General features: G+C 70.9%; 25 protein-coding genes. 12 read left to right on the forward strand and 13 right to left on the reverse strand.

What is annotated here, in order from left to right; translation table 11 throughout:
• Positions 1-44: 44 nt before the first annotated feature.
• On the reverse strand, positions 45-812 hold the full coding sequence (locus tag ADK57_RS31325) for an SCO2525 family SAM-dependent methyltransferase (RefSeq protein ID WP_053752994.1): 768 nt from the start codon (positions 810-812) through the stop codon (positions 45-47).
• Between the two features lie 262 nt (positions 813-1074).
• On the opposite strand from ADK57_RS31325, the gene ADK57_RS31330 reads away from it, so the two are divergent.
• The gene (locus ADK57_RS31330) at positions 1075-2553 is read left to right on the forward strand and encodes an alpha/beta hydrolase (RefSeq protein ID WP_053752995.1); all 1479 of its coding nucleotides are present in this window, start codon (positions 1075-1077) and stop codon (positions 2551-2553) included.
• Here ADK57_RS31330 and ADK57_RS31335 read toward each other — a convergent pair.
• Entirely contained in the window at positions 2541-3671 is a 1131-nt protein-coding gene (locus tag ADK57_RS31335) for a hypothetical protein (RefSeq protein ID WP_053752996.1), read from the reverse strand. The two genes, ADK57_RS31330 and ADK57_RS31335, sit on opposite strands and share 13 nt — an antisense overlap.
• Before the next feature lie 153 nt (positions 3672-3824).
• Here ADK57_RS31335 and bla point away from each other — a divergent pair, with 153 nt between their 5' ends.
• Positions 3825-4751 carry a class A beta-lactamase gene (gene bla / locus ADK57_RS31340; protein ID WP_053752997.1) on the forward strand — a complete coding sequence of 309 codons (927 nt, stop codon included), beginning with the start codon at positions 3825-3827 and terminating at the stop codon, positions 4749-4751.
• Here the strand turns inward: bla and ADK57_RS31345 are convergent.
• A complete protein-coding gene (locus tag ADK57_RS31345) occupies positions 4690-5457 on the reverse strand; it encodes an AraC family transcriptional regulator (RefSeq protein WP_053752998.1) in 768 nt (255 codons plus the stop codon). The genes bla and ADK57_RS31345 overlap by 62 nt on opposite strands.
• Before the next feature lie 56 nt (positions 5458-5513).
• Between ADK57_RS31345 and ADK57_RS31350 the strand changes: the two genes are divergently transcribed.
• Positions 5514-6086 carry a class I SAM-dependent methyltransferase gene (locus tag ADK57_RS31350; protein ID WP_053752999.1) on the forward strand — a complete coding sequence of 191 codons (573 nt, stop codon included), beginning with the start codon at positions 5514-5516 and terminating at the stop codon, positions 6084-6086.
• Here ADK57_RS31350 and ADK57_RS31355 read toward each other — a convergent pair.
• On the reverse strand, positions 6060-6524 hold the full coding sequence (locus ADK57_RS31355; RefSeq protein WP_053753000.1) for a protein-tyrosine phosphatase family protein: 465 nt from the start codon (positions 6522-6524) through the stop codon (positions 6060-6062). The two genes, ADK57_RS31350 and ADK57_RS31355, sit on opposite strands and share 27 nt — an antisense overlap.
• Before the next feature lie 90 nt (positions 6525-6614).
• Here ADK57_RS31355 and ADK57_RS31360 point away from each other — a divergent pair, with 90 nt between their 5' ends.
• From ADK57_RS31360 to ADK57_RS31375, 4 genes are all read left to right on the forward strand, one after another.
• Complete coding sequence (locus ADK57_RS31360) at positions 6615-7211, forward strand: SigE family RNA polymerase sigma factor (protein ID WP_078973442.1); 597 nt, start codon at positions 6615-6617, stop codon at positions 7209-7211.
• The gene (locus tag ADK57_RS31365; protein ID WP_053753001.1) at positions 7208-8149 is read left to right on the forward strand and encodes a hypothetical protein; all 942 of its coding nucleotides are present in this window, start codon (positions 7208-7210) and stop codon (positions 8147-8149) included. The genes ADK57_RS31360 and ADK57_RS31365 overlap by 4 nt, the downstream gene beginning before the upstream one ends.
• Before the next feature lie 107 nt (positions 8150-8256).
• Positions 8257-9192, forward strand: coding sequence for a dihydrodipicolinate synthase family protein (locus tag ADK57_RS31370; protein ID WP_053753002.1), 936 nt, complete (start codon positions 8257-8259; stop codon positions 9190-9192).
• Between the two features lie 131 nt (positions 9193-9323).
• Entirely contained in the window at positions 9324-10499 is a 1176-nt protein-coding gene (locus ADK57_RS31375; protein ID WP_159050177.1) for a hypothetical protein, read from the forward strand.
• A gap of 3 nt (positions 10500-10502) precedes the next feature.
• Here the strand turns inward: ADK57_RS31375 and ADK57_RS31380 are convergent, their stop codons facing one another.
• The 5 genes from ADK57_RS31380 to leuA form a co-directional block, all read right to left on the reverse strand.
• A complete protein-coding gene (locus ADK57_RS31380) occupies positions 10503-11168 on the reverse strand; it encodes a response regulator (RefSeq protein ID WP_053753004.1) in 666 nt (221 codons plus the stop codon).
• Entirely contained in the window at positions 11165-12385 is a 1221-nt protein-coding gene (locus ADK57_RS31385) for a sensor histidine kinase (RefSeq protein WP_234390468.1), read from the reverse strand. Before ADK57_RS31385 ends, ADK57_RS31380 begins: the two co-directional genes overlap by 4 nt.
• 68 nt (positions 12386-12453) lie before the next feature.
• On the reverse strand, positions 12454-14541 hold the full coding sequence (locus ADK57_RS31390) for an MMPL family transporter (RefSeq protein WP_078973443.1): 2088 nt from the start codon (positions 14539-14541) through the stop codon (positions 12454-12456).
• Positions 14542-14679: 138 nt separating this feature from the next.
• Positions 14680-15375 carry a TerB family tellurite resistance protein gene (locus ADK57_RS31395; RefSeq protein WP_053753006.1) on the reverse strand — a complete coding sequence of 232 codons (696 nt, stop codon included), beginning with the start codon at positions 15373-15375 and terminating at the stop codon, positions 14680-14682.
• 228 nt (positions 15376-15603) lie between these two features.
• On the reverse strand, positions 15604-17325 hold the full coding sequence (leuA, locus tag ADK57_RS31400) for a 2-isopropylmalate synthase (protein ID WP_053753007.1): 1722 nt from the start codon (positions 17323-17325) through the stop codon (positions 15604-15606).
• Positions 17326-17647: 322 nt separating this feature from the next.
• On the opposite strand from leuA, the gene ADK57_RS31405 reads away from it, so the two are divergent.
• Genes ADK57_RS31405 through ADK57_RS31415 form a run of 3 tightly spaced genes read left to right on the forward strand, consistent with a single transcriptional unit; the run spans position 17648 to position 20386 of the window.
• Positions 17648-18718 carry a M4 family metallopeptidase gene (locus tag ADK57_RS31405; RefSeq protein ID WP_053753008.1) on the forward strand — a complete coding sequence of 357 codons (1071 nt, stop codon included), beginning with the start codon at positions 17648-17650 and terminating at the stop codon, positions 18716-18718.
• A 21-nt stretch (positions 18719-18739) separates the two neighbouring features.
• Positions 18740-19006 carry a protealysin inhibitor emfourin gene (locus tag ADK57_RS31410; RefSeq protein ID WP_053753009.1) on the forward strand — a complete coding sequence of 89 codons (267 nt, stop codon included), beginning with the start codon at positions 18740-18742 and terminating at the stop codon, positions 19004-19006.
• Positions 19007-19066: 60 nt separating this feature from the next.
• Complete coding sequence (locus tag ADK57_RS31415; RefSeq protein ID WP_420711925.1) at positions 19067-20386, forward strand: GH1 family beta-glucosidase; 1320 nt, start codon at positions 19067-19069, stop codon at positions 20384-20386.
• Between the two features lie 83 nt (positions 20387-20469).
• On the opposite strand, the gene era is transcribed toward ADK57_RS31415, so the two are convergent.
• On the reverse strand, positions 20470-21420 hold the full coding sequence (gene era, locus ADK57_RS31420; RefSeq protein WP_053753011.1) for a GTPase Era: 951 nt from the start codon (positions 21418-21420) through the stop codon (positions 20470-20472).
• 162 nt (positions 21421-21582) lie between these two features.
• Between era and ADK57_RS31425 the strand changes: the two genes are divergently transcribed.
• Positions 21583-22917, forward strand: a complete 1335-nt coding sequence (locus tag ADK57_RS31425) for an ammonium transporter (RefSeq protein ID WP_053753012.1) — start codon at positions 21583-21585, stop codon at positions 22915-22917.
• The gene (locus ADK57_RS31430; RefSeq protein WP_053753013.1) at positions 22914-23252 is read left to right on the forward strand and encodes a P-II family nitrogen regulator; all 339 of its coding nucleotides are present in this window, start codon (positions 22914-22916) and stop codon (positions 23250-23252) included. Before ADK57_RS31425 ends, ADK57_RS31430 begins: the two co-directional genes overlap by 4 nt.
• Here ADK57_RS31430 and ADK57_RS31435 read toward each other — a convergent pair.
• The 3 genes from ADK57_RS31435 to ADK57_RS31445 all read right to left on the reverse strand — a co-directional run bounded on the left by ADK57_RS31435 (position 23146) and on the right by ADK57_RS31445 (position 26255).
• The gene (locus ADK57_RS31435) at positions 23146-24156 is read right to left on the reverse strand and encodes a WxL protein peptidoglycan domain-containing protein (protein ID WP_053753014.1); all 1011 of its coding nucleotides are present in this window, start codon (positions 24154-24156) and stop codon (positions 23146-23148) included. The two genes, ADK57_RS31430 and ADK57_RS31435, sit on opposite strands and share 107 nt — an antisense overlap.
• Positions 24157-24229: 73 nt before the next feature.
• Positions 24230-25558, reverse strand: a complete 1329-nt coding sequence (locus ADK57_RS31440) for a hypothetical protein (RefSeq protein WP_053753015.1) — start codon at positions 25556-25558, stop codon at positions 24230-24232.
• Between the two features lie 220 nt (positions 25559-25778).
• A complete protein-coding gene (locus ADK57_RS31445; protein ID WP_053753016.1) occupies positions 25779-26255 on the reverse strand; it encodes a hypothetical protein in 477 nt (158 codons plus the stop codon).
• Between the last annotated feature and the right edge of the window lie 394 nt (positions 26256-26649).

The raw sequence follows: 26649 nt of genomic DNA on the forward strand, positions 1-26649 counted from the left end.
ATCTGCATTCCCGTGCCCCCCACACACACACGGCTGCGCTGCCCTCAGTTCCGACGCCGTCCATAAGCGACGATCATTCCCGAATAACCCTCGCGCACGGTGGCCGAGCTTCTGAGGCACTCGACCTTGAGGTCCTCGGCAAATGGATCGAGACTCGCACGAACCTCGGTCTCTCCCACATCACAGGCGGGGAAGAATTGCTCGCCCACCTGATACCCCTTCGAATGTTCCATGAAGGCGGCGACGAAGGGAGCGCCGGGGGCCAGGACCCCCAGGAACCGCTCGACGCCCAGGGCGAACTCCTGCTGCGAGGCGGTCATCGACTCGGCGACGAAGAACATGGTCCCCATCGACCACCGCGCCTCGTACCGGTCCAGGTCGAAGATGCACCCCTGCTCGACGCTGACGACCCTGCGGAACTTCTCCCGCTGGTCCATGTCGAGGGCGTAGTACGCCCCGTCCTCGCACAGGACGTGCCAGAACTGGTCCCAGTTCGCGTCACTGCCCTTGGCCTGGCTCACGAGGTACTCCACGTTCGCGGGCGAGCGCTCGAAGAGGGTGATCTCGTCGCACCACGGCAGCATGGTGAGCGCGGGATAGAGATTTGCTCCGGCACCCACATCGACGCCGGAAACGGGTCCACCGGCCCGACCCTGGAAATGATCGCCGAAATGTTCCCGGACGATCCGCAGGATCTCCTCGTCCTCCGCCTGCATGACAAGGTAGTTGTGATGAACGTAGGCGATCGGGTCGAATGCCGCCCAGGCGAAATCAGCATTCAGCTGGGCGTCCCCCGACGATCCAGGCGTCATTCACCCACGGTACCAAGATCAGGCAATTGGGGGTCTGCTGCAGGAGGTATTGCGCCTGAAACGCGGGGAGGGCGTTCACGAGGTCCGCCTGACTGACGGGATGCGCAGGGACTACTTCGGACCGGGGAGCATCAGCTTGTCATGCGGCGGGGGTTGGGAAGCCAGGGGCATCCCTGACCTGTACCCCAGGGGGTAAACCCCCGCAAGGACAAGGCAGTTGGCCGGATGGGGCGGTAGGCGAAGATCCGAGAGGCTCGTTCGCATGACGCAGATCAAGCGAAACGCCGGAATCGTCGCCGCCACCGCCCTGGTGCTCGGGATCGTGACGCCCCTGAGCGCCGGCCCGGCCTCCGCCGCACCCGCTCTCCAGTGGGAGAAGTGCACCGGCACCGGCCTCGACCCCCGCCAGCAGTGCGCCACCCTCGAAGTCCCCATGGACTACGCCGATCCCGACGGCCGGAAGATCAGCATGGCCGTCTCCCGGATACCGAGCGAGAATCCGGACACCCGGCGTGGTGCGTTGCTGCTGATCCCCGGCGGGCCGGGCGGGTCCAGTCTCGACGCGCCTTCCGGGAAGGGACAGAAGCTGCCCCAGGACGTACGCGACACCTACGACCTGATCGGCTTCGCCCCGCGCGGGCTCGCCCCCTCCACCTCCGTCGACTGCGGCCTCGACCATGCCGACCTCGCCCTGTCCAAGCTGCGGCCCTGGCCCGCCGCGGACGGGTCCGTGGACGAGAACATGGCCACCGCGCAACGCATGGCGGACGCCTGTGCCCGCAACGGCGGCGAGCTCCTCAAGCACCTCAGCACCCGTAACGAGGCCCGCGACCTCGACCGCCTCCGGGCCGCACTGGGCGAGCAGAAGATCTCCGCGTGGGGTGTGTCGTACGGGACGTACGTCGGCTCGGTCTACAGCCAGTTGTTCCCGCACCGCACCGACCGGATCGTGCTGGACAGCAACGACAACCCCGATCCCACCCTGGTCTCGCGCGCTTGGCTCGCCGGGCACGAGCAGGGCGTCGAGGACACCTTCCCCGAGTTCGCGAGGTGGGCGTCGGCGCCGGACAACCCGGACCGGCTGGCCGAGACGGCGGCCGAGGTACGGCCCCTGTTCCTGAACCTGGCCGCGCGCCTGGACCGGGAACCCATCCCGTGGCCCGGCGCCAACCCCGAGGAACTGAACGGCAGCGTGCTGCGCCAGACCCTGCTGAACAGCTTCGCCGACCCCGACGACTTCCCCGCCCTCGCGGAGCTGATCCTGGCCGCGCGCAAGGGCACCGTGCCGCCCGCGCCCGCGGCCCCACCGGAGCAGGTCCTGCAGAACGTCGCCGCGGTCGGCGCGGCGACGCTGTGCAACGACGTCGCCTGGCCCACGTCGGCCGCCGAGTACCAGAAGGGCGTCGACGAGAGCCGGGCCGAGTACCCGCTGACCGTGGGCATGCCGCGCAACGCGATGGTGTGCGCCGCCTGGCCGTACCCGCCGAAGCAGGCGCCGGTACGGATCACCGACCGGGGGCCGTCCGACATCCTGCTCGTGCAGAACGAACGGGACGTCAACACCCCGCTCGCCGGTGCCCTGAAGCTCCGCCGCGCCCTGGGCGACCGTGCCGTGATGGTCACCGTGAACTCCACCGGCCACGACGCCTACCTCGCCAACGGCAATGCGTGCGGGGACGAGACGGTGTCCCGCTTCCTGGCCACGGGCGAGCGGCCGGAGGCCGACGTCTACTGCGACTGACCGGACGATCGGCACGCCCCGGCATAGCGTCGGGCGAGCGCGTGGAACGCCTCCTTCGGCTCCCAGTGCCACCCCGAACCCGGGTCGTCCGGACGGTCCTTGAGGGTCTTGGTGATGCTGTAGCTCGCCAGGTCGAGGTCGTGACGCGGGTCGTCGGGGCGGTGCGGGGAGTCCGGGGTGACGAACTCGAAGGCCATCGCCGCGTACAGGCCCATCGACTCGAAGACGTCGAGCAGGTCCGTCAGGTAGGCGGCCTGGACGCGCTCGCTGCGGACCGGCTCGCCCTTGATCTCCGGCGGGTCCTTCTCGTGGTCGACGATGCCCCAGCCCATGCCGCCCGCCTCGGGGGCACCGACATACGTGCAGGTGCCGAACTCGGTGATCGCGAGGGGCTTGCCCCAGCGGAGGTACTTGCGCAACTCCCGCACGTATGCGCCCGGTTCGCGAAAGTACGAGTAGTAGTCGATGCCGATGACGTCGAACAGGCTCCAGTCCACCTCGTCGTCCTGGGCGGCGGCATAACTCAGCCGGCCCCGGAAGACCGAGCGGCCCACCTTCGCCGCCTTCGCCGTGAAGTGGTCCAGGCGGCGCTGCACGATCTTCCAGTCGACCGTCCCCTTCTGCAGGTTCTCGACGCGCTCCAGGACGGTCTCCCCCGGCACGATGCCGGGCACGAACAGCCAGAACTCGCAGCCCACACTGAGGTCCACGCTCGCGCCCTGCCGTCGCAGCCGCTCCGCGAACCGCCCGGTCTCCGCGAGGTGTTCGAGGATGTCCCGCTGCGGAACGTCCCCGAGGGTCGGCTGGAGCCAGACGTGCAGCCCGCGTTCGGCGGCCTCGGCGGCGGTGGCGGTGAGGCGTTCGACGCCGTCGCCGGTGACGTCGAGGGTGTCGGCGTGCAGGTCGTCGCGGATGACGCGGACGTCGGCGCGCATGCGAGCGGTACTGAAGGCGGTGCCGGGGGTCTCGCCGGCGCCGACGGTGTAGACGACGCCGTGGTGCCTCAGCCCGCCTCCGGTCGCCTCGGCCGGGCGCGCGGGCAGGGTCACCGCCGTGACTCCCAGGGCCGCCGCCCCGGCCAGGAACTGTGCTCGGTTGATCCCCTTCGTCTTCTCCATGCCGTCACTGTGCCGAGCGCGGGCGCGCATCGCCGTCCTCCGATGGTCTACGGCCCCGCAACCAAGGGATGAGATCCGGCGTCGATCACTGGAGAGATCGTCGCCCCACATCGAGCGAAGGAGAAAAAGATCTTAGGCTCCGACACGTCCCCGATGACCCGACGCACCCTCCTCGCGACCGGCACCGCCACCGCGGCCGCCCTGCTGACGAGCGTCCCCGCACACGCCACCGACGACAAGAGCCTCACCGCCCGCCTCCGCCGCCTGGAGAACCGACACGGCGCCCGGCTCGGCGTCTTCGCCCACAACCTCTCAACCGGGCGGACCGTCCGTCACCGTGCCGACGAACGCTTCCCCGTCTGCTCCGTGTTCAAGACCCTGGCGGCAGCGGCCGTCCTGAGGGACCTGGACCGGCACGGAGAGGTGCTCGCCCGCCGGATCCACTACACGGCGGCCGATCTGGTGAGCGGCTCCGACCAGACCAGGAAACACCTGGCCACCGGCATGACGATCGCCGAACTCGCCGACGTGGCCATCCGCTACAGCGACAACACCGCGGCCAACCTCCTGCTGCGCGAACTCGGCGGCCCCACCGCGATCACCCGCTTCTGCCGCTCCCTCGGCGACCCGGTGACCCGCCTGGACCGCTGGGAGCCCGATCTCAACTCGGCCGAGCCGTGGCGGGAGACGGACACGACGAGCCCGTACGCCATCGGCCGCACGTACGGCCGACTGGTCCTCGGCGACGCACTGAACCGCCGGGACCGCAGCCTCCTCACGCACTGGCTGCTGAACAACACGACCAGCGACAAACGCTTCCGGGCAGGCCTCCCGACGACCTGGACCATCGCCGACAAGACGGGCTCCGGCTCCTACGGCACCACCAACAACGTGGGCATCGCCTGGACCGACACCGGCGCCCCCGTCGTCCTGTCCGTCCTGTCGACGCAGCCCGACCAGGACGCGGCATGGGACGACGCCCTCGTCGCCAGGACGGCGGCGCTGCTGGCCGAAACCCTCAGCCGACCGGGAAGTACTGCCTCGGCGTCACGCCCACCAGCCGGTGGAACGCGGCGGTGAAGGAGCTGGCCGTGGCATAGCCGACGCGGTGGGCCACCGACTCGATCGGCAGGCCCGCCGCGAGGTAGGGCATCGCGGACTGCATCCGCGAGCGCTCCCGCCACTGCCCGAAGGCAAGGCCCGTCTCGGCGACGAAGAGACGGGCCAACGTCCGTGCGCCGGCGCCGGCCTGGACGCCCCAGTCCGCGAGGCTCCGGCCGTCCGCCGGGTCGGCGCGCAGTGCCTCGGCCACCGTGCGGGCGCGCGGGTCGCGGGGCAGGGGTGCAAAGACGCTGGTGACCGGCACCGGACGCAGCTCGTCGAGGAGTACGAGCTCGGCGCGCGAACGGGCGTCCGGGGCCAGGTCCGTACGGAACAGGTGGTCAATGAGTGCCCGCAGCAGGGGAGTTACGGCCACGACGGTCGGATCGTGCCAGTCGATGTGCGGGCAGCACGCCGGATCCACGTACGGACTGCGCATGACGACGTCGCCCGCCGACTCGGTGGCGTGCGCGACCCCCGCCGGGATCCACAGGGCCAGCGACGGCGGCAGCAGCCACACCCCCTGCTCGCTGCGCACCCGGAGCAACCCCTTGGCCGACCAGGCGAGTTGATGGTGGCCGTGCCAGTGCGTGGTGAAGGCGCTGCCGCGCGGCATGCTGAAGCGGCCGACGAAGATGCCCGAACCGGCGGTGTCGTACGGGCGGTACTGTCCGTTCGGCGACATGGGACGGCAGACTAGCGCGTGGTGGACGCCCGTACGTCCCGCCTAGCGTCGGTGCCATGCCGATGAACCGAGCCCACCGCAGGATCTGCAGCTCCGAGGACTGGGCGCAGAAGACCAAGGACCTCATACTCCCCTGGGCCCTCGAACACGTGGACCTCGGCGAGGACGTACTGGAGATCGGCCCCGGCTACGGCGCCAACCTCCGCGTCCTCGTCGACCTGGTGCCGCACCTGACGGCCGCCGAGATCGACGCGGACACGGTCCGGCTGCTCCAGGGCAAGTGGGGCGACCGCGCCCGCGTCCTCCTCGCGGACGGCGCCGAACTCCCCCTGCCGGGGGCGTCCTTCGACTCCGTCGTCTGCTTCACGATGCTCCACCACGTGCCCACGGCCGCCCACCAGGACCGCATCTTCGCCGAGGCGTTCCGCGTCCTGCGCCCCGGCGGCACCTTCGCCGGCAGCGACAGCCAGCCGGGCCTGCGCTTCCGCGTCCTGCACTTCCGGGACACGATGAACACGCTCGACCCGGCGACCCTGCCGGCCCGCCTGAAGGAGGCCGGCTTCACGGACGTCGCCGTCGACACGCACCCGCAGAGCGGCGGCCTACGCTTCCGCGCCCGCCGCCCCTGACCCCGCCGTCCCCCCGAACCGCCGTACGTACCGCCGCTGCCACGGCGTCTCCACCGCGTGCCGGTCGTAGTGGCGGCGGACGTACGCGACGGCCTCCTTGGCGGGCACGCCGTCCAGCACCGCCAGACACGCGAGCGCCGTGCCCGTACGGCCGCGTCCGCCGCCGCAGGCGATCTCCACGCGTTCACCGGCGGCCCGCTCCCAGGCCTCGGTGAGGACCGCGCGGGCGGCCGCAGGGTCGGCGGGCAGCCGGAAGTCGGGCCAGCGCAGCCAGCGGGACTCCCAGTCCACCGCGGGCGGCTGTCGGCCGAGCAGATAGACGCCGTACGACGGACTCGGCGCTCCCGGTTCCCGGGGGCGCCGCAGGCCCCGCCCCCGCACCAGCCGCCCGGAAGGCAGCCGCAGCACCCCGGCGTCCCGCTCGTCCCACCGCTCCATACTCGCCACGAGCCCATTCGAACCCGGTGCCGGACCGCGGGCAACCGAATCCGGGAGAACGGTGGTCTGGAGGGCGAGGGAGGGTGCTTGATGCAGGCCGAACAAGAGGCCCAGTTCCAGGAATTCGTCAGAGCGCGGTGGTCCCGGCTCGTACGGACCGCGTATCTGCTCACCGGCGACGCGCACCACGCCGAGGACCTGACGCAGACGGCGCTGGCGAAGGCGTACCGCTCCTGGCGGCGTGTGTCGCGCAGCGACAGCCCGGAGGCGTACGTCCGCCGGATGCTGGTCACCTGCAACAGCGACCGGTTCCGCAAGCGGCGCGTCACGGAGTCGCTGACCGCGGCGCCGCCGGAGGTGGCGGGGCGCGACGAGGCCGTGTCACGGGTCGACGAGCGCGGTGTGCTGCTCGGCGCGCTGGCCGGACTGCCGCCGAAGATGCGGGCGGTGATCGTCATGCGGTACTGGGAGGACCTGTCCGAGGCGGAGGTGGCCGAGATCCTCGGCTGCTCCCCCGGCACGGTCAAGAGCCAGGCGTCCAAGGGGCTGGCGAAGTTGCGTACGTATCCGGGGCTCGCGCAGGTCATGGACGGGCCTGACCGCAGTCGCACGTCATCCACCGGCACGCCGTCCGCCGGCACGTCGTCCGCCGGCACGTCGTCCGCCGGGCAGGGAGGAACCAGGTGAGCGAGGAACAGCGGCAAGGGCAGGGCCGGGGAGACCGGCCGGACTTCGAGGAGCAGTTGCGTGAGCTGCTCGCCGAGGACGCCTACACGATCCGGCCGTCACCCGCGCCGTACCCCGCGATCCGTCGCCGGGGCGTGGTGGAGCGGCGGCGCCGGGTGGCGGCGGCCGGGGCGGTCCTGGCGACGCTGGCGGCGGTGCCGGTGGGGGCGTATGCGGTGGGGGGTTCGGACGGGGGGTCGGTGACGGCGTCGCCGCAGTCGTCGGTCAGCGCCTCGCGGGCGGCGTCGCCGACGCCCACGCCGTCGGCGACTGTGTCGGGACCCGCCGGGCCGGCCACGCCGGGGCAGCTGCTCGACGGGATCACGCTCGCGCAGGCCACGGACGGGCTGGAGAAATGCCTTGCCTACGACCTGGAGCGGCAGCGGAACGGCGGGCTCCCCATGGACCTGGGCACGGCCGACAGCTACCGGATCATCCTGGCGCTGAACAGCACCGGCGACTCCAACGCGCCCGGTGACGGCATCTACGTCGTCGCCGTGCGGGAGAAGCCGCAGGAGACCCGGCTGATCTGCAACATCAAGGACGGCGAGGCCTCCGGGCTCAACGTCGGCGGCAACGACCGGCTGCCGGACTCCCCGCCCGTGCTGGCCGACGCCAACGGCGGCAAGCTGTACCAGCAGTCGTTCCTCGACAAGGGCAGCTGGAAGCTGCCGTTCCGCTGGGGGTTCATCGGCACGGCGGAGTCGTCGGTGGCGAAGGTGACCGTCTCCTACGGCGGCGCCACCAGCGAGGCCGTCATCGACCACGGCTGGTTCGTCGCGTCCGGCGTCCTGAACCAGCAGGTCACCCTCGCTCCCCACATCAAGGGGTACGACGCCGGCGGCAAGCTCGTCTACGACTCCGACGAGGACACGGCCTACCAGAAGACCCTCCCGTAACGGGCACGGCCAAGGGGGCGCCGTACAGGGGTCGGCGCCCCTTGGAGCCCGTCTGGCATGATCCGCGGGCAGGCCCTAGTACAGCCGTAGCCACACAGGGAGCCTCCATGCCCTTCCCCGCCCCGCTGACCGGTGTCGTTCCGCCTCTCTGCACGCCGCTGACACCGGAGGGCGAGGTGGACGTCCCCTCGCTGCTCAGGCTTGTCGACCATCTGCTGGCGGGCGGGGTGCACGGGCTGTTCGTGCTGGGGTCGACGTCGGAGGCGGCGTATCTGACGGACCGGCAGCGCGGGCTGGTGGTCGAGGCCGTCGCGGGACAGGTCGGGGGCCGGCTCCCGGTGCTCGCCGGGGCGATCGACATGACGACACCACGGGTCCTTGATCACGTGCGGGCGGTGACGAAGGCGGGCGCCGACGCGGTGGTCGTCGCCGCGCCGTTCTACACCCGCACCCACCCCGCGGAGATCGCCCGCCACTATCGCCTGGTCGCGGCCGGCAGTCCGGTCCCCGTCGTCGCCTATGACATCCCCTCGGCCGTCCACACCAAGCTCCCCGGCGAGGTCGTCCTGGAACTCGCCGCCGAGGGTGTACTGGCCGGGCTCAAGGACTCCAGCGGCGACCTCGCGGGCTTCCGTGCCGTGGTGTCCGGTGCCCGCACCGACCCGCGCATCACCGGCTTCAGCGTGCTGACCGGCTCCGAGACCATCGTCGACGCGGCGCTCGCGGTCGGCGGCGACGGGGCGGTGCCCGGCCTCGCGAACGTCGACCCGCACGGTTACGTCCGCCTCGACGGCCTCTGCCGGACCGGCGAGTTCGAGCAGGCCCGGGTCGAACAGGAGCGGTTGTGCGCCCTGTTCGGCATGGTGGGCGTCGGGGACCCGGCCCGGATGGGCGGCAGCTCGTCGGCGCTGGGGGCGTTCAAGGCGGCGCTGCACTTGCGGGGGATCATCGACTGCCCGGTGACGGCGGCACCTCAAGTGCCGTTGTCGGGAGACGAGGTGGAGAGCGTGGGGAAGTTCCTGGAGAGGGCGGGGCTGCTCTAGGGCCTGTCCGCCGGACTGCCCTGGTGCCACCTCCGCCTGCGGCGCTGCCCCCTGCGAGGCCGAGATCGAAGCCCGTATAAAGACTGCTTAAATGATCTCCGTTCGATGATCGACAAGAACGGGGAAGAGTCATGGGACGCCTGGTTCGTGCTGGGATGGCGGCGGGAGCAGCCCTGTTGCTCGCCGCGTGCGGTGGCGGCGAGCTCCGAGTGGACGGCGGAGCGGCCGCCTCCGGGGGCGGCAAGAAGACCACGGACGCGAAGACCGCGTCGCTCGCACAGTCGGGCAGCCTGACGGTGGCGTTCTGCCACGAGATACCCGACGGCGACAGCGACTCCCCGGTGTACGGCCTCACCCTGCGGTCGTACTCGACGAAGAACGGAGCCGTGCTCGCGGAGCGCAGCACCGTCCTGCCGAGCCAGGTGGAGCCGAGGACGGTGTGCGAGAAGGAGAGCTACCGCAGCCTGTCCAGCCTCGCCTTCAACAAGGACCTCAGCCTGGTGGCCGGCATCACGGAGGCCGGCGCGAACGACCGGGCCGCGGCCTACGACCTCGCCACCGGCAAGGAGATCTCCCCGCCGGACCCGGACGCCTTCACCGAGCGTCCGGAGAACGCCTCGGCCGTCTTCCACCCCACCACGGGACGGCTGTGGTACGGCGAGCAGAACGGCGACTACGGGAGCAGCAGCGCCGACGGCTTCGGCTCGCGCGACGCACGCAAGGGGTACTCGACCGAGGAGCGCATCGCCGCCTCCGGGGTCTCCGACGTCCTCCACCAGGACGCCGCCACCACCCTCACCGCCCTCGCGGCGCAGCGCATCACCGGCCCGGTCACGCCCTCCGCCCAAATCCTCGCCCACAGCGCCGACTACATCGAGTCCGGGCCCACCCTGGAGCTGAGCCGCGTGTCGCAGACGGGCGGCCACGGCGACACCGGCGTGGGCGGCTACCTGGAGGACGTCACCACCAAGGGCCTGGACTCCGTCTCCGGTTGCGAGCCGGTGTTCTGGCGGGACGACACCAACCTGGTGTGCGACTTCAAGCAGATCACCTTCACGTCCGACTACACGGAGGCCGTGAAGACCCAGGACCTGATCCCCGCCAACGACCGCGCCAACCAGAACCCGGTCCTCTCCGCGGACGGCAAGTCGTTCGCCTTCCTCTCCGAGGGGGAGGGTGATCAACTCTCCCTCTTCCGCGCCGACTTCGCGTCCGGCGCCACCGCCCAGCCGGTGAAGGTCGCCGATGTGGAGATGCCCCTCGACGGCTCGGAGGATCACCACATAACGCTGGTCCGCTGGAACTGACGCTCACACCGTCCCCGGGGTCACCAGGCCCGACTCGTAGGCCACGATCACGAGTTGGGCCCGGTCCCGCACCCCCAGCTTCCCCATGATCCGGCTGACGTGGGTCTTCGCGGTCAGCGGGCTCAACCCCAACGCCTCCGCGATCTCCGTGTTGTTGAGGCCGCGCGCGACCAACGCAAGCACCTCACGCTCACGTTCCGACAGGCACTCCGGCCCGCCACCCGCCGCCGGCACCGAAGGGCTGCGCAGGAACCGCTCGATCAACCGGGCCGTCGGCCCGGGCGACAGCAGCGCCTCCCCCGCCGCCACCGTACGGATCGCGTCGAGGAGTTCGGCCGGCCGGGTGTCCTTCACCAGGAACCCGGAGGCCCCGGCCCGCAGTGCCTCGACGATGTTCTCGTCCGTGTCGTAGGTGGTGAGGACCAACACCCTCACCCCCGCCAAGTCCTCGTCGGCGGCGATCAAGCGGGTCGCCTCGATCCCGTCCAGGTCGGGCATCCGCACGTCCATCACCACGAGGTCGGCGCGGGCACCGCGAGCCAGCTCGACGGCCTCACGCCCGGTGCCGGCCTGCCCGACCACCTCCATGTCCCGCGCCGACTCGACGAGCATCGCGAACGCCTCTCGTACGAGAGTCTGGTCGTCGGCGAGCAGTACGCGGATGGTCATCCGTTCCCCCCAGATGCGGCAGCGGCGAGTGGCAGTACGGCGGTCACCTCGAAGCCGCCCGGGCCCCGTGGTCCGGCGTCGAGTGTGCCACCGACGCTGCGGGCCCGCTCCCGCATCCCGACCAGCCCGTAACCCGGGGTGCCGCCGAGCACGGGCCCGATCCCGTCGTCGGTCACCGACAGGTGCAGGGCGCCTTGCTCCTCGTACATCCGCAGGCGTACGGCGGGTTCGGGCCCGGCATGCCGCACCGCGTTGGTCAGCGCCTCCTGCACGATCCGGTACGCGGCGGCGCCCACCGCGGGCGGCGCCTGCCGGACCCGGACGTCGGGTTCCACCCGGGCCCCCGCGAGCCGCGCCGCCGCCACCAGGTCGGGCACGCCGTCGAGGCCGGGCAGCGGACCGCGTGCCTCGCCGTGCTCGGAGGCCCGCAGCACCTCCAGCGTCGTACGGATCTCCCCACGCGTACTCCGGCAGGTCTCGGCGATGTCGTCGAGGGCCTTGGCGACCGTCTCCCGGTCGAGGCGGTCGGGGTCGGCGGCCAGGACGTGGGCGGCGACGGAGGTCTGGACGCCGATGAGGGTGATGCTGTGTGCGAGCAGATCGTGCAGATCACGGGCGATGCGCAGCCGTTCTTCCGCGACCCTTCTGCGCGCCTCCTCCTCACGGGTGCGTTCGGCGCGCTCGGCGCGGTCCACGATCGAGGCGACGTACTGGCGGTAGTAGCGCATGTCGACACCGCAGAAGAGCACGGCGACGACCCAGCCGGAGATCCGCAGCAGCTCGACGGCCTGCTTCTCGTCGACGGTGAGCATCACGCTCACGGAGACACCGAGCACCAGGCCGCCCGCCAGGATCGTGCGCAGGGGGCGCCCGGTGACCGCGACCGTGTACAGCGCGGTGAAGGCCGCCGCGGTGGGGGCGTTGTGGTTGTTGTCGAGGGCGTGGTACGGCACGACCAGCGCCACCATCACCGCGAGCACGAGCAGCGGACGGCGCCGGCGCCACACGATCGGCACGTGCGCGACGAGCAGCAGCGTCCAGCCGAGCGCGTCCGGGCGGCGGCTGTCGTCGGTGAACAACCCGATGCACACGGCGGCCACGGCGAGCCCGAGCGCGAAGAGCGCGTCGTTGCGGGTGCCGTGCGGGGCGGTGCGGGGATCGCGGTGGATCGCCGCGATGATCCGGTCGCTCAGGCTGGTTCGGCTGGTCTCCTGCACGGGCTCATCCTCCGCCACGAGGGCGCCCCTCCGGGAGGGGAGGGACGCCCTGACGGTGTGCACGCGGCTCACACCGGCTCCGGCTGCCGTTCCGGGCGCTCCGGACTGGGCTCCGGCATCCGCGACAGCCGGCCCGGCCACCACACCTTCCGGCCGAGGAGCACGCTCGCCGTGGTCACCAGATAGGTCCGGACGAGGAACGTGTCGAGGAGGACGCCGACCGCGATGACGAAGCCGAGTTCGACGAGCCCCACCAGGGGCAGCGTGGTGAGCACGGCGAACGTCGCGGCGAGGACGACGCCCGCGGAGGCGATGACGCCGCCGGTGGTGCGCAGGGCGGTGAGCGCCGCGGTCTGCGGGTCGGCGCCGTTGAGTGACTCCTCGCGCATCCGGTGCATCAGGAAGATGCCGTAGTCGACGCCCAGCGCCACCAGGAAGACGAAGGACAGCAGTCCGAGTCCGGGGTCGGTTCCCCCGAAGTCGAGCACCGGTCCGAAGACCAGTCCCCCGATGCCGAGCGCCGCGCCCCACACCGCGACCACGGCGACCAGCAGCATCAGCGGCGCGACGAGACTGCGCAGCAGGAACACGAGGATCACGAACACCGCGGCGAGCACCAGCGGCACGATGACCATGCGGTCCCGGGACTCGCTGTCGGCCAGGTCGATCTGCTGGGCGCTCGGCCCGCCGACGTAGGCGCCGTAGGAGTCGTCGAGGCCGTGGCGCAGGGCCTCGATGGTTTTGGTCTCGCCCGGTGACTCGGGGGCGGCGGTGGTGAAGACGGAGATCTCGGTCCAGCCGTCGCCACTGCGCCCGGCTTCCGCCTCGGCGACCCCGTCGGTCGTGCGGGCCTTGTCCAGGACGGCGCCCGCCTTGTCCGCCGGGGCGATGACCGTGACCGGCTGACTGCTGCGCTCCGGGTACTCGCGGGCCAGCGTCTGCATCGCGGCGATCGACTCGGGTTTCTCGGTGAAGGAGTCCTCCTGCTTGAGGCTCCCGGGCAGGTTGAGGACGCCGAGCGCGAGCGTGCCGAGGAGGACGGCACCGCCCGCGAGCACGGCGGCCGGCCGTCGGGTGGCCGAGGTGCCCATCGCGCCGAACAGCGAGCGGCGGTTCTTGGGCGTGCTGCCGAAGGCCGGGATCATCGGCCAGAAGATCCGCCGCCCGAGCAGCACCAGGACCGCGGGCAGGAGCGTGGTCATGGCGACCAGCGCGGCGAGCACACCGATCATGCCGACCGGCCCCATGCCGCTGCTGCTGTTCAGATCGGCGGCGAGCAGGCACAGCAGACCGGCCGCGACGGTCCCGGACGAGGCGAGGATCGCCGGTCCGCAGCCCCGCAGCGCGGTGCGCATGGCGTCGTACGGCCGCTCGTGGCGTCGTAGCTCCTCGCGGTAGCGGGAGATGAGCAGGAGCGCGTAGTCGGTGCCTGCGCCGAGGACGAGGATGGTCATCACTCCGCCGCTCTGGCCGGTGATGGTGACGTCGAACAGTTCGTGGAGGCCGTATCCGGCGGCCATCGCCATGGCGGCGGCGACGCCCGCGACGGCGAGCGGGACCAGCCACAGGAACGGGCTGCGGTAGATGAGGATCAGCAGGACGGTGACCACGCCGAGGGTGGCCAGCAGCAGGGTGCCGTCGATCGTCTCGAACACCTTGCTCATGTCGGTGTTGAGCGCGCCGGGCCCGCCGACCTCGACACTGAGCCCGCCCGTGCCCTCGGCGAGGTCGCGCACGCCGTCCACGAAGGCGTTGCGGGCCTCCTCGTCCTGGCCCGGCTGGGTGCTGGACACCGGGTACATCAGGGTGGAGCCGTCCTCGGACGGGATGCCCCGCGGTGTGCCCGAGAGGTCGTAGGCGCCGCCGACCTCGGTGACCTGGTCCGCGGCGGTCTGCCGGTCGGCGGAGGTGAGCCCGCCGTCCCGGTGGTACACGAGCACCAGGTCGGTCGACTCGCCGCCCGGCAACTCGTCCTGGATCCGCGCCACCTGGGTGGAGTCCGCGCTGTCGGGCAGATAGTCGACCGCGCGGTTCTGCTGTACGTCGCTGAACTTCCCGGCGAGCGGTCCGACGAGCACGAGCGCGGCCAGCCACAGGCCGAGCACCACCCAGGGCACTGCGCCCCGTCGCCGTGTAAGTGTCCTTGCGGCCCCCATGGACGGGCCTCCCTCCGGTCGGAATGTCTGGGTCGTTTCCAGACTCCCGGCGGGCAGGGGGCGATTCGTCGGGCGGGAGGGCGAGTTGCGGGGTACTGCCCGGGGTGACCGGGCGGGCGCGTTACTCCCCGGGGAGTATCAGGACGGCGTCCGCGCCGACACCAGCAGCCGGGTCACGTCGTCCGCGCAGATGGTCAGGGCTGCGCCCACGGTGGACAGGACATCGCGCTCGGCCGGGGTGTACGGGCCGTCCGCGAGGGCGATCCGGGCACCCTGCAGCAGGATCGATTCGCGGCCGGCGGGGGCGAGGTGCGGGGCCAGCGGGTCCAGCGCCTCGTGCAGCTCTATGGCCAGCCCCGTGCCGCACGGGCGGCCGTAGACCCGCCCGGTGTCCAGGGCCAGCGCCTCGACCAGGGCGTTCAGCTGCTCCTCCGTGCAGTCGTCGAAGCCGGCGGCGCGGACCGTGGCCGCGGCGGCCTCCAGCGACGTACGGGAACAGGTGCCGCCTGCCGAGAGGATCGCGAGGGCGACCGTGTGGACGGCGTCCCTGAGCATCGCGGAGAAGCGGGTGGTCGTCGGGTGGTCGAGGGCGTCGGTGCCGAAGTGGCGGCGGCAGGCCGCGCACTCCACGACGGGACCGGTCTCGCCACGCGGCAGCACGGGCACACCGAGCAGGGTGAAGCGGCGGTGCCCGGTCAGCCGCTGGAAGTTGCGGTCGCCACCGCAGCCGGGGCAGAAGAACTCCCCGTCCCCCACGGGCGTCCACGCGGTGCGGGTGCCCAGGAGGCGCGCAGGCCTGGCAGCACGGCCGTTTCGTCCCCGTCCTGGCAGCACGTCAGCACCTCCGTAACTCCCCCACGGCCTCAAGGGCGCGGGAGGTGCCCCCAACGGCAACGTCGCCGCGCTTGCGTGATGTTAGCCACATCCGAGACTCGGCGTCATTACCCCTGACGAGACCTTCCCGTGACCTGCACATGGATTGGCCGGTATACGACGGGACACAGCGGGGCCCCGCCCGCCGGACAAATGGCGAACGGGGCCCTAAACCGCCGGTGGGGCTGGTCAGCGAGTCGCCCGGTTGACGGCCGACACGACCGCCTTCAGCGACGCGCGTGTCGTGTTCGGATCGATGCCGATGCCCCACAGGACCTTGTCGTCGATCGCGCACTCGATGTACGAAGCGGCCTGCGCGGACGCGCCCTCGCTCATCGTGTGCTCCTGGTAGTCGAGCAGCCGGGCGTCGATGCCGACGGACTGCAGGGCGTCGAAGAAGGCCGAGATCGGGCCGTTGCCGGTGCCGGTCAGGACCGTGTCGACGCCGTCGACCGTCGCCTCGACGCGCAGCGTGTCCACGCCGTCGGTGTCGGTCGTCGACTGGCCGTTCTTGACCTGAATACGGCCCCACGGGTTCTCGGGGTTCGGCAGGTACTCGTCCTGGAAGGTCGCCCAGATGGCGGCGCCGGTGACCTCGCCGCCCTCGGCGTCCGTCTTCGCCTGGATGATCTTCGAGAACTCGATCTGCATCCGGCGCGGCAGGTCCAGCTTGTGGTCGTTCTTCAGGACGTACGCGATGCCGCCCTTGCCGGACTGCGAGTTGACCCGGATGACCGCCTCGTAGGAGCGGCCGACGTCCTTCGGGTCGATCGGCAGGTACGGCACGGCCCACTCGATGTCGTCGACGGTGACGCCCTTGGCGGCCGCGTCGGCCTCCATGGCGTCGAAGCCCTTCTTGATGGCGTCCTGGTGGGAGCCGGAGAAGGACGTGTAGACCAGGTCGCCCACGTACGGGTGGCGCGGGTGGACCTCCATCTGGTTGCAGTACTCCCACACGCGACGGATCTCGTCGATGTCGGAGAAGTCGATCTGCGGGTCGACGCCCTGGGAGAAGAGGTTCATGCCCAGGGTGACCAGGTCGACGTTGCCGGTGCGCTCGCCCTGCCCGAACAGACAGCCCTCGACGCGGTCGGCGCCGGCCATCAGCGCCAGCTCGGCGGCGGCCACGGCCGTACCGCGGTCGTTGTGCGGGTGGACGGAGATGACGACGTGCTCGCGGCGGGAGATGTTGCGGCTCATCCACTCGAAGCGGTCCGCGTGGGTGGACGGCGTCGAACGCTCCACCGTGGCGGGCAGGTTGAGGATGATCTCGCGGCCCGGGCCGGGCTGGTAGACGTCCATCACCGCCTCGCAGACCTCCAGCGCGAAGTCCAGCTCGGTGTCGGTGAAGATCTCCGGGCTGTACTGGTAGCCGAACTCCGTCTCGGGGCCCAGCAGCTTCTCCGCGTACTCCATCACCAGGCGGGTGCCGTCGACGGCGATCTGCTTGATGTCGTCCTTGGAGCCGCGGAAGACGACCCGGCGGAAGACCGGCGCGGTCGCGTTGTACAGGTGCACGGTGGCGCGCCTGGCGCCCTTCAGCGACTCGACGGTCCGCTCGATCAGGTCCTCGCGGGCCTGGGTCAGTACGGAGATGGTGACGTCGTCGGGGATCGCGCCGGGCTCCTCCACGATGGAGCGCACGAAGTCGAAGTCGGTCTGGCCGGAAGCCGGGAAGCCGACCTCGATCTCCTTGTAGCCCATCTTGACCAGCTGGTCGAACATCCGGCGCTTGCGCTCGGGCGACATCGGGTCGATCAGGGCCTGGTTGCCGTCGCGCAGGTCCGTGGAGAGCCAGCGGGGGGCGGCGGTGATCCGGTTGTTCGGCCAGGTGCGGTCCGGGATGTCGACCTGCTCGTACTGGCCGTACTTCTGGATCGGCATGGCACTGGGCTGCTGGCGGTTCGCCATGATGCGGGGGCTCCTCGAAGGCGGGTCCGGAGGGACGGCCGACGGCGCAACGCCAAACTCCGCGGGGAGGGGGTCGGCCTCGGTTACAGGCCCTCGCCGCGGCAGCTAAGGAGAAGCAGCCCGAATCGCATGATGGTCCGCAGCCTAGCCGAGCCGCGCCGGTTGCGGGGGCCCGTATCAGTATGCGGGACCCCGGGGATCAATGGGACAAAAAGTGCGCCATACCACTTCGCTACCGACGGTGAGGCTTCTTATCCCTACATTTCACCAATCATGGTTGCGGGTGGTGACAGCGGCATAACTCAGTGCAAGGGTGCCGGGCATGATGACGAACGGGGGCTTCGAGCCCGTCTTCTGCACCGTCGTACCGCCGCATGTCCTCGACAAGCTGGCCGGCAACGACGACCCCGCACTCTCCGGTCCCGCCCAGCGCACCCTGATGCGCGACAGCGAGCTGCGCGCCAAGCGCCGTGTGACCACCGAATTCCGCCTCGCGGCGGCGCCGTCGGCGAAGGCACCGTCGGACCAGCCGCTGCGCACCATCTACGACGCCGGGCACAAGACCGGCCTGCCCGGCACCAAGGTGCGCGAAGAGGGCTCGGAACCCGGCCAGGACGCGACGGTCAACCGCGCCTACGCCGGGCTCGGCGCCACCTTCGACCTGTTCCTCAAGGCCTACGGCCGCCACTCGATCGACGGCGACGGCCTGCCCCTGGACGCCACCGTCCACTACGACGAGAACTACGGCAACGCCTTCTGGAACGGCGAACAGATGGTGTTCGGCGACGGTGACGGCGAGATCTTCCTCGACTTCACCATCCCGATCGACGTCATCGGCCACGAGCTGACCCACGGCGTCACGCAGTACACGGCGAACCTCACCTACTTCGGCCAGCCGGGTGCCCTGAACGAGTCGATGTCCGACGTCTTCGGCTCGCTGATCAAGCAGTACACGCTCGGCCAGACCGCCGCCGAGGCCGACTGGCTGATCGGCGCGGGCCTGCTCGCCCCCAGCGTCACCGGCAAGGCCCTGCGCTCCATGAAGGAACCGGGCACCGCCTACGACGACGACGTCCTCGGCAAGGACCCGCAGCCCGCGACCATGGACGACTACGTCCGCACCGGCCGCGACAACGGCGGCGTCCACATCAACTCCGGCATCCCCAACCACGCCTTCTACCTGGCCGCGACCGCCCTCGGCGGCCACGCCTGGGAGAAGGCGGGCCAGATCTGGTACGACGCCCTGACCGGCGGCGAGCTGACGGAGCGCGCGTTCTTCGGCGACTTCGCCAAACTGACCGTGAAGGCCGCGCGGGAGCGCTTCGGCGACGGCGGCGAGGAACTCCGGGCCGTGGAGAAGGCCTGGGAGCAGGTCGGGGTGCGCATTCTCTGACTCCGTACTAGACAGGGAGCCATGCGTATTCAGGTGAGGCGCACGGGCGGGTTCGCGGGCATCGAGCGGCATGCCGAGGTGAACACCTCGGACCGGACCGATGCCCACGAATGGCACGCCCTGGCCGAGAAAGCGGTCGCCGCCGGCCGGGGCACGCCCCCGATCGGGGTGCCGGACGGCTTCAGCTACCAGATCACGGTGGACGGGAAGACGGTGTACTGCTCGGATCCCCGGCTCACGGAGGAGCAGCGGAAGCTGATCTCGCGGGTGCTGAAGGAAGGGGCGTGACGGCGGGCGCGTAACTCGTTGTTCACGCCTGCCCGTTGACTTCCGTACCCGCCAGTACGGATGATCCGGCGCATGGCGACGAACCCCGTACCCCAGTTCCCGGACGGCTTCCTGTGGGGCGTCTCGACCTCGGCGCACCAGATCGAGGGAGCGGCGGACGAGCGCGAGCCGTCCGTCTGGGACGCCTTCACGGCCGAGCCGGGACATGTGAAGGACGGCTCCACGGCAGCGGTGGCCTGCGACCACTACCACCGCTACCGCGAGGACGTGGCCCTCCTGGCGGGCCTGGGCGTGGACGCGTACCGCTTCTCGATCTCCTGGCCGAGGGTGCGTGCCGAGGGCGGCCTGGACTTCTACGACCGGCTGGTCGACGAGCTGTGCGCGGCGGGTATACGCCCGGTCCCGACCCTCTTCCACTGGGATCTTCCGGTGTCCCTCGACTGGCTGGAGCGGGACACGGCGTCGCATTTCGCGGAGTACGTGTCGGTCGTCGCCGACCGTCTGGGCGACCGCGTGAAGAAGTGGATCACGATCAACGAGCCCGCGGAACACACGCTGTTCGGGCACGCTCTGGGCGCGCACGCCCCCGGCAAGCAGCTGATGTTCGACGCGCTCCCGGCCGCCCACCACCAACTCCTCGCCCACGGTCTTGCCGTACGGGCCCTGCGCGCGTCCGGCGCCACGGACATCGGTATCGCCAACTCCCACGGCCCGACGTGGCCGGCTTCGCAGGACCCCGCGGACGTGGAGGCGGCCGGCTTCTACGACCTCCTCCTCAACCGCCTCTTCTCGGACCCGGTCCTGCTGGGCGAATACCCGGAGGGCCTCGGGGAGTTGATGCCGGGCGACGACATCTCGGCCGACCTGAAGGTCATCGGGGAGCCGCTGGACTGGTACGGCATCAACTACTACGCGCCGACCCGGGTGGGCGCCCCGCAGGGCGCGGACATCGAGTTCGGCGGTCTGACGATCCCGGCGGAACTCCCCTTCTCCGTAAGGGAGATCGAGGGCGTCCCGGTGACGGACTTCGGCTGGCCGGTGGTCCCCGAGGGCCTGACGGACCTCCTGACCACCTTCCACGACCGCTACGCCGACCGCCTCCCCCCGATCGTCATCACCGAGAACGGCTGCTCCTACGCAGGCATCGACGACCAGGCCCGCATCACCTACCTGGACGGCCACATCCGGGCCCTGCACCGGGCGTCGGAGGCCGGCGTGGACGTCCGCGGCTACTTCGTCTGGTCCCTCCTGGACAACTTCGAGTGGGCGGAGGGCTACGCACGGCGGTTCGGGCTGATCCACGTGGACTACGAGACGCTGGAGAGGACACCGAAGGCGTCGTACACCTGGTACCGGGACCTGCTGAGGGCACAGCGCTGAGGGCACGGCGCTGAGGCCCGCTCAGGGCCGACAGCGGAGTCCAGGGGGCGGAGCCCCCTGGGGGACGCGTGGGCAGATCTCGCTCAGAAGCCCAGCTTGCGCAGCTGCCGGGGGTCGCGCTGCCAGTCCTTCGCCACCTTCACGTGGAGGTCCAGGAACACCGGCGTACCGAGCAGCGCCTCGATCTGCTTGCGCGACTTGATGCCGACCTCCTTCAGCCGCTTGCCCTTCGGCCCGATGATGATGCCCTTCTGGCTGGGCCGCTCGATGTACACGAAGGCGTGGATGTCGAGGAGGGGCCTGTCGGCGGGGCGGTCCTCGCGCGGGAGCATCTCCTCCACGACGACCGCGATGGAGTGGGGAAGCTCGTCGCGCACACCCTCCAGCGCGGCCTCGCGGATCAGCTCCGCGATCATGACCTGCTCGGGCTCGTCGGTGAGGTCGCCCTCGGGGTAGAGGGCCGGGCCCTCCGGAAGCATCGGGACCAGCAGGTCCGCCAGCAGATCGACCTGCTTGTTCGCGGTCGCCGACACCGGGACGATCTCCGCCCACTCGATGCCCAGCTCCTTGCCGAGCTGGTCGACGGCGATCAGCTGCTCGGCGAGGGTCTTGGAGTCGACGAGGTCCGTCTTCGTGATGATCGCGACCTTCGGGGACTTCTTGATCCCCGCCAGTTCCTTCGCGATGAAGCGGTCACCGGGGCCGAGCTTCTCGTTCGCCGGCAGGCAGAAGCCGATCACGTCGACCTCGGCCCACGTCGTCCGGACGATGTCGTTGAGACGCTCACCCAGCAGCGTGCGCGGCTTGTGGAGCCCCGGGGTGTCCACCAGGATCAGCTGGGCTTCGGGCCGGTGCACGATCCCCCGTACCGTGTGCCGCGTCGTCTGCGGCTGGTTGGCGGTGATCGCCACCTTCTGGCCGACCAGAGCATTCGTGAGAGTGGACTTGCCCGCGTTGGGGCGGCCCACGAAGCAGGCGAAGCCGGCGCGGTGGGGGGCCTCGGACGGCTCGGATGACTGGCTGCGAACGCTCATGGCGCCCATTCTCCCTGATCCACAGAGCCCCGCCGTACAAGCGTCCGCCCGGGCGCGACGCCGTGAGCTTTCCGAAACCCTCACGCAACGAAACCTCACGGAAACATGCCCGTGCGCAACCGGAAACGCATGCCGGTGACCCTCTGACGAGCCCCCACACCGTTGGAGACGACCGTGATCCTCGCCGCGCCCCTGGCCGTAGAGCGCATCGACACCGGCGACACCGCCTGGCTGCTCGCCGCCACCGCCCTCGTCCTGCTGATGACCCCGGGCCTGGCCCTGTTCTATGGCGGCATGGTCCGCACGAAGAGCGTCCTCAACATGCTGATGATGAGCTTCGTGTCGATCGCCCTGGTCACGGTGGTGTGGCTGACCGCCGGATACTCCCTCGCCTTCGGCGACGACATCGGCGGCGGCCTCATCGGCGGGCTCGACCACGCCGGCATGTCCGGCCTCGGCCCCGACAGCGTCCAGGGCACCGTCCCCACCCTGCTCTTCGCCACCTTCCAGCTCACGTTCGCGATCATCACCGCCGCCCTGATCAGCGGCGCGATCGCGGACCGCGTGAAGTTCGGGGCGTGGCTGGTCTTCGTGCCGGTGTGGGCGCTGCTCGTATACGTTCCCGTCACCCACTGGGTCTGGGGCCCGGGCGGCTGGATCCTGGACCACCTCGGCGCCCTCGACTTCGCGGGCGGCCTCCCCGTCGAGATCACCTCCGGCGCCTCGGGCCTCGCCCTCTGTCTGGTCCTCGGCCCGCGCCTCGGCTTCAAGAAGGACGCCATGCGTCCGCACAACCTCCCGATGGTGATGCTCGGCGCCGGTCTCCTCTGGTTCGGCTGGTTCGGCTTCAACGCGGGCTCCGCCCTCGGCGCCAATGGCCTCGCCGCCGCCGCGTTCCTCAACACCCTCGCCGCCGGCTGCACCGGCCTGCTCGGCTGGCTCTTCGTCGAGCAGAAGCGCGACGGCCACCCGACGACGCTTGGCGCGGCCTCCGGTGCGGTCGCGGGCCTGGTCGCGATCACGCCCTCCTGCGGTTCGGTCCCGCTGCCCGGCGCCCTGGCCGTCGGCCTCGCCGCCGGTGTCGTCTGCTCGTACGCCGTGAGCTGGAAGTTCAAGCTGAACTACGACGACTCCCTGGACGTCGTCGGCGTCCACCTGGTCGGCGGGATCATCGGCACCCTCCTCATCGGCGTCTTCGCGGCAAAGGAGATGACCGGCGGCACCGAAGGCCTCCTCTACGGCGGCGGTCTCGCCCAGCTCGGCAAGCAGCTGGTGGCCGTGGTCGCCGTAGGGGCGTACGCCTTCGCCGTGACGTACGGCGTCGCCAAACTGATCGACAAGGCGATGGGCCTGCGTGCGAGCGAGGAGCAGGAACAGACCGGTCTGGACCTTACGGTGCACGCCGAGACGGCATACGATCACGGCGTCCTGGGCCACGGCGCCCCGGTCACCGCGTCCGTCGTCCCCTCCCCCCAGAAGGTCAAGTCCCAGGCATGAAGCTCATCACCGCGATCGTCAAGCCGTACCGCCTCGACGAGGTCAAGACCGCCCTCCAGGAGCTCGGCGTACACGGTCTGACCGTGACCGAGGCCAGCGGCTACGGCCGTCAGCGCGGGCACACCGAGGTGTACCGCGGCGCCGAGTACCAGATCGACCTGGTCCCCAAGGTGCGCATCGAGGTCGTCGTCGAGGACGCGGACTCGGACGCCGTGATCGACGCGATCGTCAAGGCCGCGCAGACGGGGAAGATCGGCGACGGGAAGGTGTGGGCGCTGCCGGTGGAGACGGTCGTACGGGTGCGGACCGGCGAGCGCGGGCCCGACGCGCTCTGACCAGCAGTACGGCTCCCACCACCAAGGCGACGGCAAGTACCGCCGCCACCAGCCACGGAAGCGCGAAGAACGCCGCGCTCGCCGACTCGCGGGTGTCCCGCGCGCTCGCCGTCAGCGTCACCTCGCCCCAGTCGAGCCGGGGTGCGTCCCGCCATGGCTCGGTGAGCCGTACCCGCTGGCCGGGCAGCAGCTCGGAAGGGATCCTCGACAGGTCGCGCGCCAGGAGCGTACGGCCGAACAGGCCCTCCGCACGCAGCTCCACCTTCGGGTCGAGGGTGACGTTGCCGGTGTTGTGGAGGGTGTAGGAGATCGTCGCCCCGCTGTCGCCGAAGCCGGGGACGAGCGGCTGGTGGTGGGTGACGTGGACGTCCTCGACGGCGATCGCGGCGAGGGCGGGTCCGCCGACGCGGAGGTAGACGCGGGCGCCGACGGCCCGTTGCACGCCGAGCGCGAGGGAGCCGTCGCCCTGGTCGACGCGTTCGTCGAGTGCCACCAACGCGCCCGGATGGTCGCCGGGTTCGGCGTCCGCGGGCACCCGGAGCGTGAAGGGCACGGTGACCTTGCCGTGCGCGGGGACGGTGACACGAGCGCGCGCGGGTTTCGCCCACGCCCCCACCCCGCGCTGCTTCTCCTTCAACGTCCGTACGGCGAAACCGCCGTCGCGTGCGGTGTTGTAGGCGTCGGCCGCATAGAGGCGGAAGGCCAGCGGGCGGGCGGTCTTGTTGGCCACGACGACCTTGTCCTCGATGGTCGTACCGGGGTCGGCCGAGAGGTAGAAGTACGGGCGCTCGGCGATCTGCGAGGAGGCCGGGTAGACGGACCAGCTGCCGTTGTCGGCGGCGTGGGCGGGGCCCACGGACACGGCGAGGAGCAGGCCCAGGAGGAGGACATGGAACTTGCGCATGGGTGCGGACCCCCACGGACGAGGACGAGGTGGACGGGCGGGTGCGGACCCGTCGCAGCGGGCGCCCGTACGGTCAGGCGAGCGTGAGGGTGAGAACCGCGGAGTACGAGCCCGGAGGTGTGAACGCCGGTACGTTCAGGGAGAGTCCGGCGTCTACGGTGAACTCACCTCCGGTGAGCGTGCCGTTGGGGGTGGACGCGAGCGTCGCCCCCGAACTGCCCACGGCCCCGGACGAACCCGCCCGGCAGGTGCTCGGACTGCCGGCCTTGGTGGCGCAGGCCGGGTTCCAACTCAGCTTCCCCGCCTCGATCTTGGCGCCGGGTCCGGTGAAGTCGGTGACCTTGCCGGTGAGGGACCAGCCCGCGGGTCCGCCGCGGAAGTCCTTGACGGTGACGGTCCGCAGGGCGCCCTCGGACGCGCCGCCCTTGCCGAAGTCGACCGCCGACAGCTCGACGGCGTCCCCGGCCTGGGACATGGACAGCGTGCCCGCCCGCACCGTGGTGGTGAGTTTCTGGCTGCCGTCCGGGACGGGCGTGTCGTCGACGACGACGTACGCGGCGGGACCGGCGCCCTTGTCCGCGCTCCAGGCGCCGCCCTCGTACGCCACGACACCGGTGGTCGTCCTGTCGGTGACGACGAGCGAGCCGCTGAAGGCGCCCGCCGAGTCGGCGGTCGCCGTGGCCGTGTCCGCGGTCTGGGTGTCCCCGGACCGTCCGGCCAGAGTGACGGTCGCGCCGGGTGTGAAGTCACTGCCGGTGACGGTGACGCTGTCACCGGAGCCGCCCGAGGCCGAACCGAGCGCTATGGCACGGGTGTTGGTCTGGCCGCCGTCCGTCGCGGTGACGGTCTCCGAGACCGGCGCGGGCGGGGTGGTGACCGTGCACGGGGTGTCCAGCTCCAGGATGTAGCTGGTGTGGATGTTGTAGTCGCCGGGCGAGAGCGTGATGGCGCCCGGCGCGGTGACGGTGAAGGTGCCGGTCATCGAGAACGAGGGGAAGACGCCCTTGCCGGGCACCGGCGGGTTCTTCTTCGGCCCGGCGACCGTGACGTCGCCGGTCTGGGCGCCGCCGAGGGTGACCTTGCCGGTGGGGGTCATGATGTCGGCCGGCAGGGCGAGGTCGGTGGGGTTGCTGGCGGCGGGCTCGACCACCGTGTAGGTCACGGTTACGGTGTCCCCCACCTCGGGGCTGGCGTTGTCCACCGTGATGTTCGCGGTGGTGGTGCCGTCGATCGGCGGAATGCCCGCGATCGGTGGCGGGACGCAGTGCGTGGCGAACTCCACGTCGACGGACTGGGCGGACACGGCGCCGGCCGGGGCGGCCAGTGTGCCGCCGACGGTCACCGCGAGCGCTGTCGCCCCGAGCAGCGCCGCCCAGCGGCGTCTTCGGTTGATCGGTCCCATGGGTGCCCCCTCCTGAGGGATGCGGGCGCAGCGGCTCTTCTGCGCCGACAGGGGGCATTGACGTGTGGATCGCGTGAGAAGTCAATGGAGATGCGGGGGTAATCTGATGGTCCGTCAGTTCCGGTGCCGGTTTTCGTCAACACCGGTGACTGACGGACCAGTTGGTGTGGGGGGTTGGGTCATTCCAGGTGGTCTCGGCCGGCGTCCCGGTTCGCTCGGCTCAGTCGAACACGAACGGCCCGGGCGACTGTGCCCCGGTCGCCGTGCAGGTGATGGTGATCCCGAAGACCGTCATCTGCAGGGATCCGCCGTATGCCTCCAGGGTGTCGCCGGAGGCCACCGTGCCGTCGAGCGGGCCGACCGTGACGGGGTCACCGGCCGCCATGGCCGGGTTCTTCGTGCCGGTGAAGGCGGTGGTGCCGCCCGCGGCGTTCACCAGGGTGAGGGTGGAGCTGATCGAGTCCTGCCCCAGGGCGATCGGCGCGGTGATCGCGGAGGAGGTGACGGTGACGGTGGCGGCGGTGCCGTCCTGCGTCGCCGTCAGGGTGGCCTCGCCACCGCCGAAGGTGCCGCAGTCGGCGGTGATGGTGGCGGTGTCCGGGGTGACGGCCACCGCCGTGGGTGCGAGCGCGAGGCCGGTGAGCGCGAGGGCTCCGACCGCGACGGCCACACCTGTTCCTGTTCGCTTGCCTCTCATGGGTTCCGACTCCCTTCCCTTGCGGGGAACTGCCATGTGGGGATGGACGGGAGAAATCTGACGCTCCAGAAAACTGACGGACCATCAGAACTGCTGGTTTCATTGATGCGCATGGGGCGGATGACGGCAAGAGCGATATTCGGCCGGTCATGGCCCGGTCGGCTTGCCCGCCCCTGGACGGGAGCCGACCCGCATGGGGACGAGCCGCATGGGAACCGACCCGCATGGGGGACGAGCCGCCCGGGGGACAAGCCGCGCAGTGTCGGCAGGGCGAGGTCGGTGAGGTTGCCGGGCCGCCCCGGTGGGGGCCGGTGGGGGCCGGTGGGGCCCGGTGGGGCCCGGTGGGGCCCGGTGGGGCCCGGTGGGGCCCGGTGGGGCCCGGTGGGGCCCGGTG

Source organism: Streptomyces sp. MMG1533, from assembly GCF_001279775.1.
Taxonomy (GTDB): Bacteria; Actinomycetota; Actinomycetes; order Streptomycetales; family Streptomycetaceae; genus Streptomyces.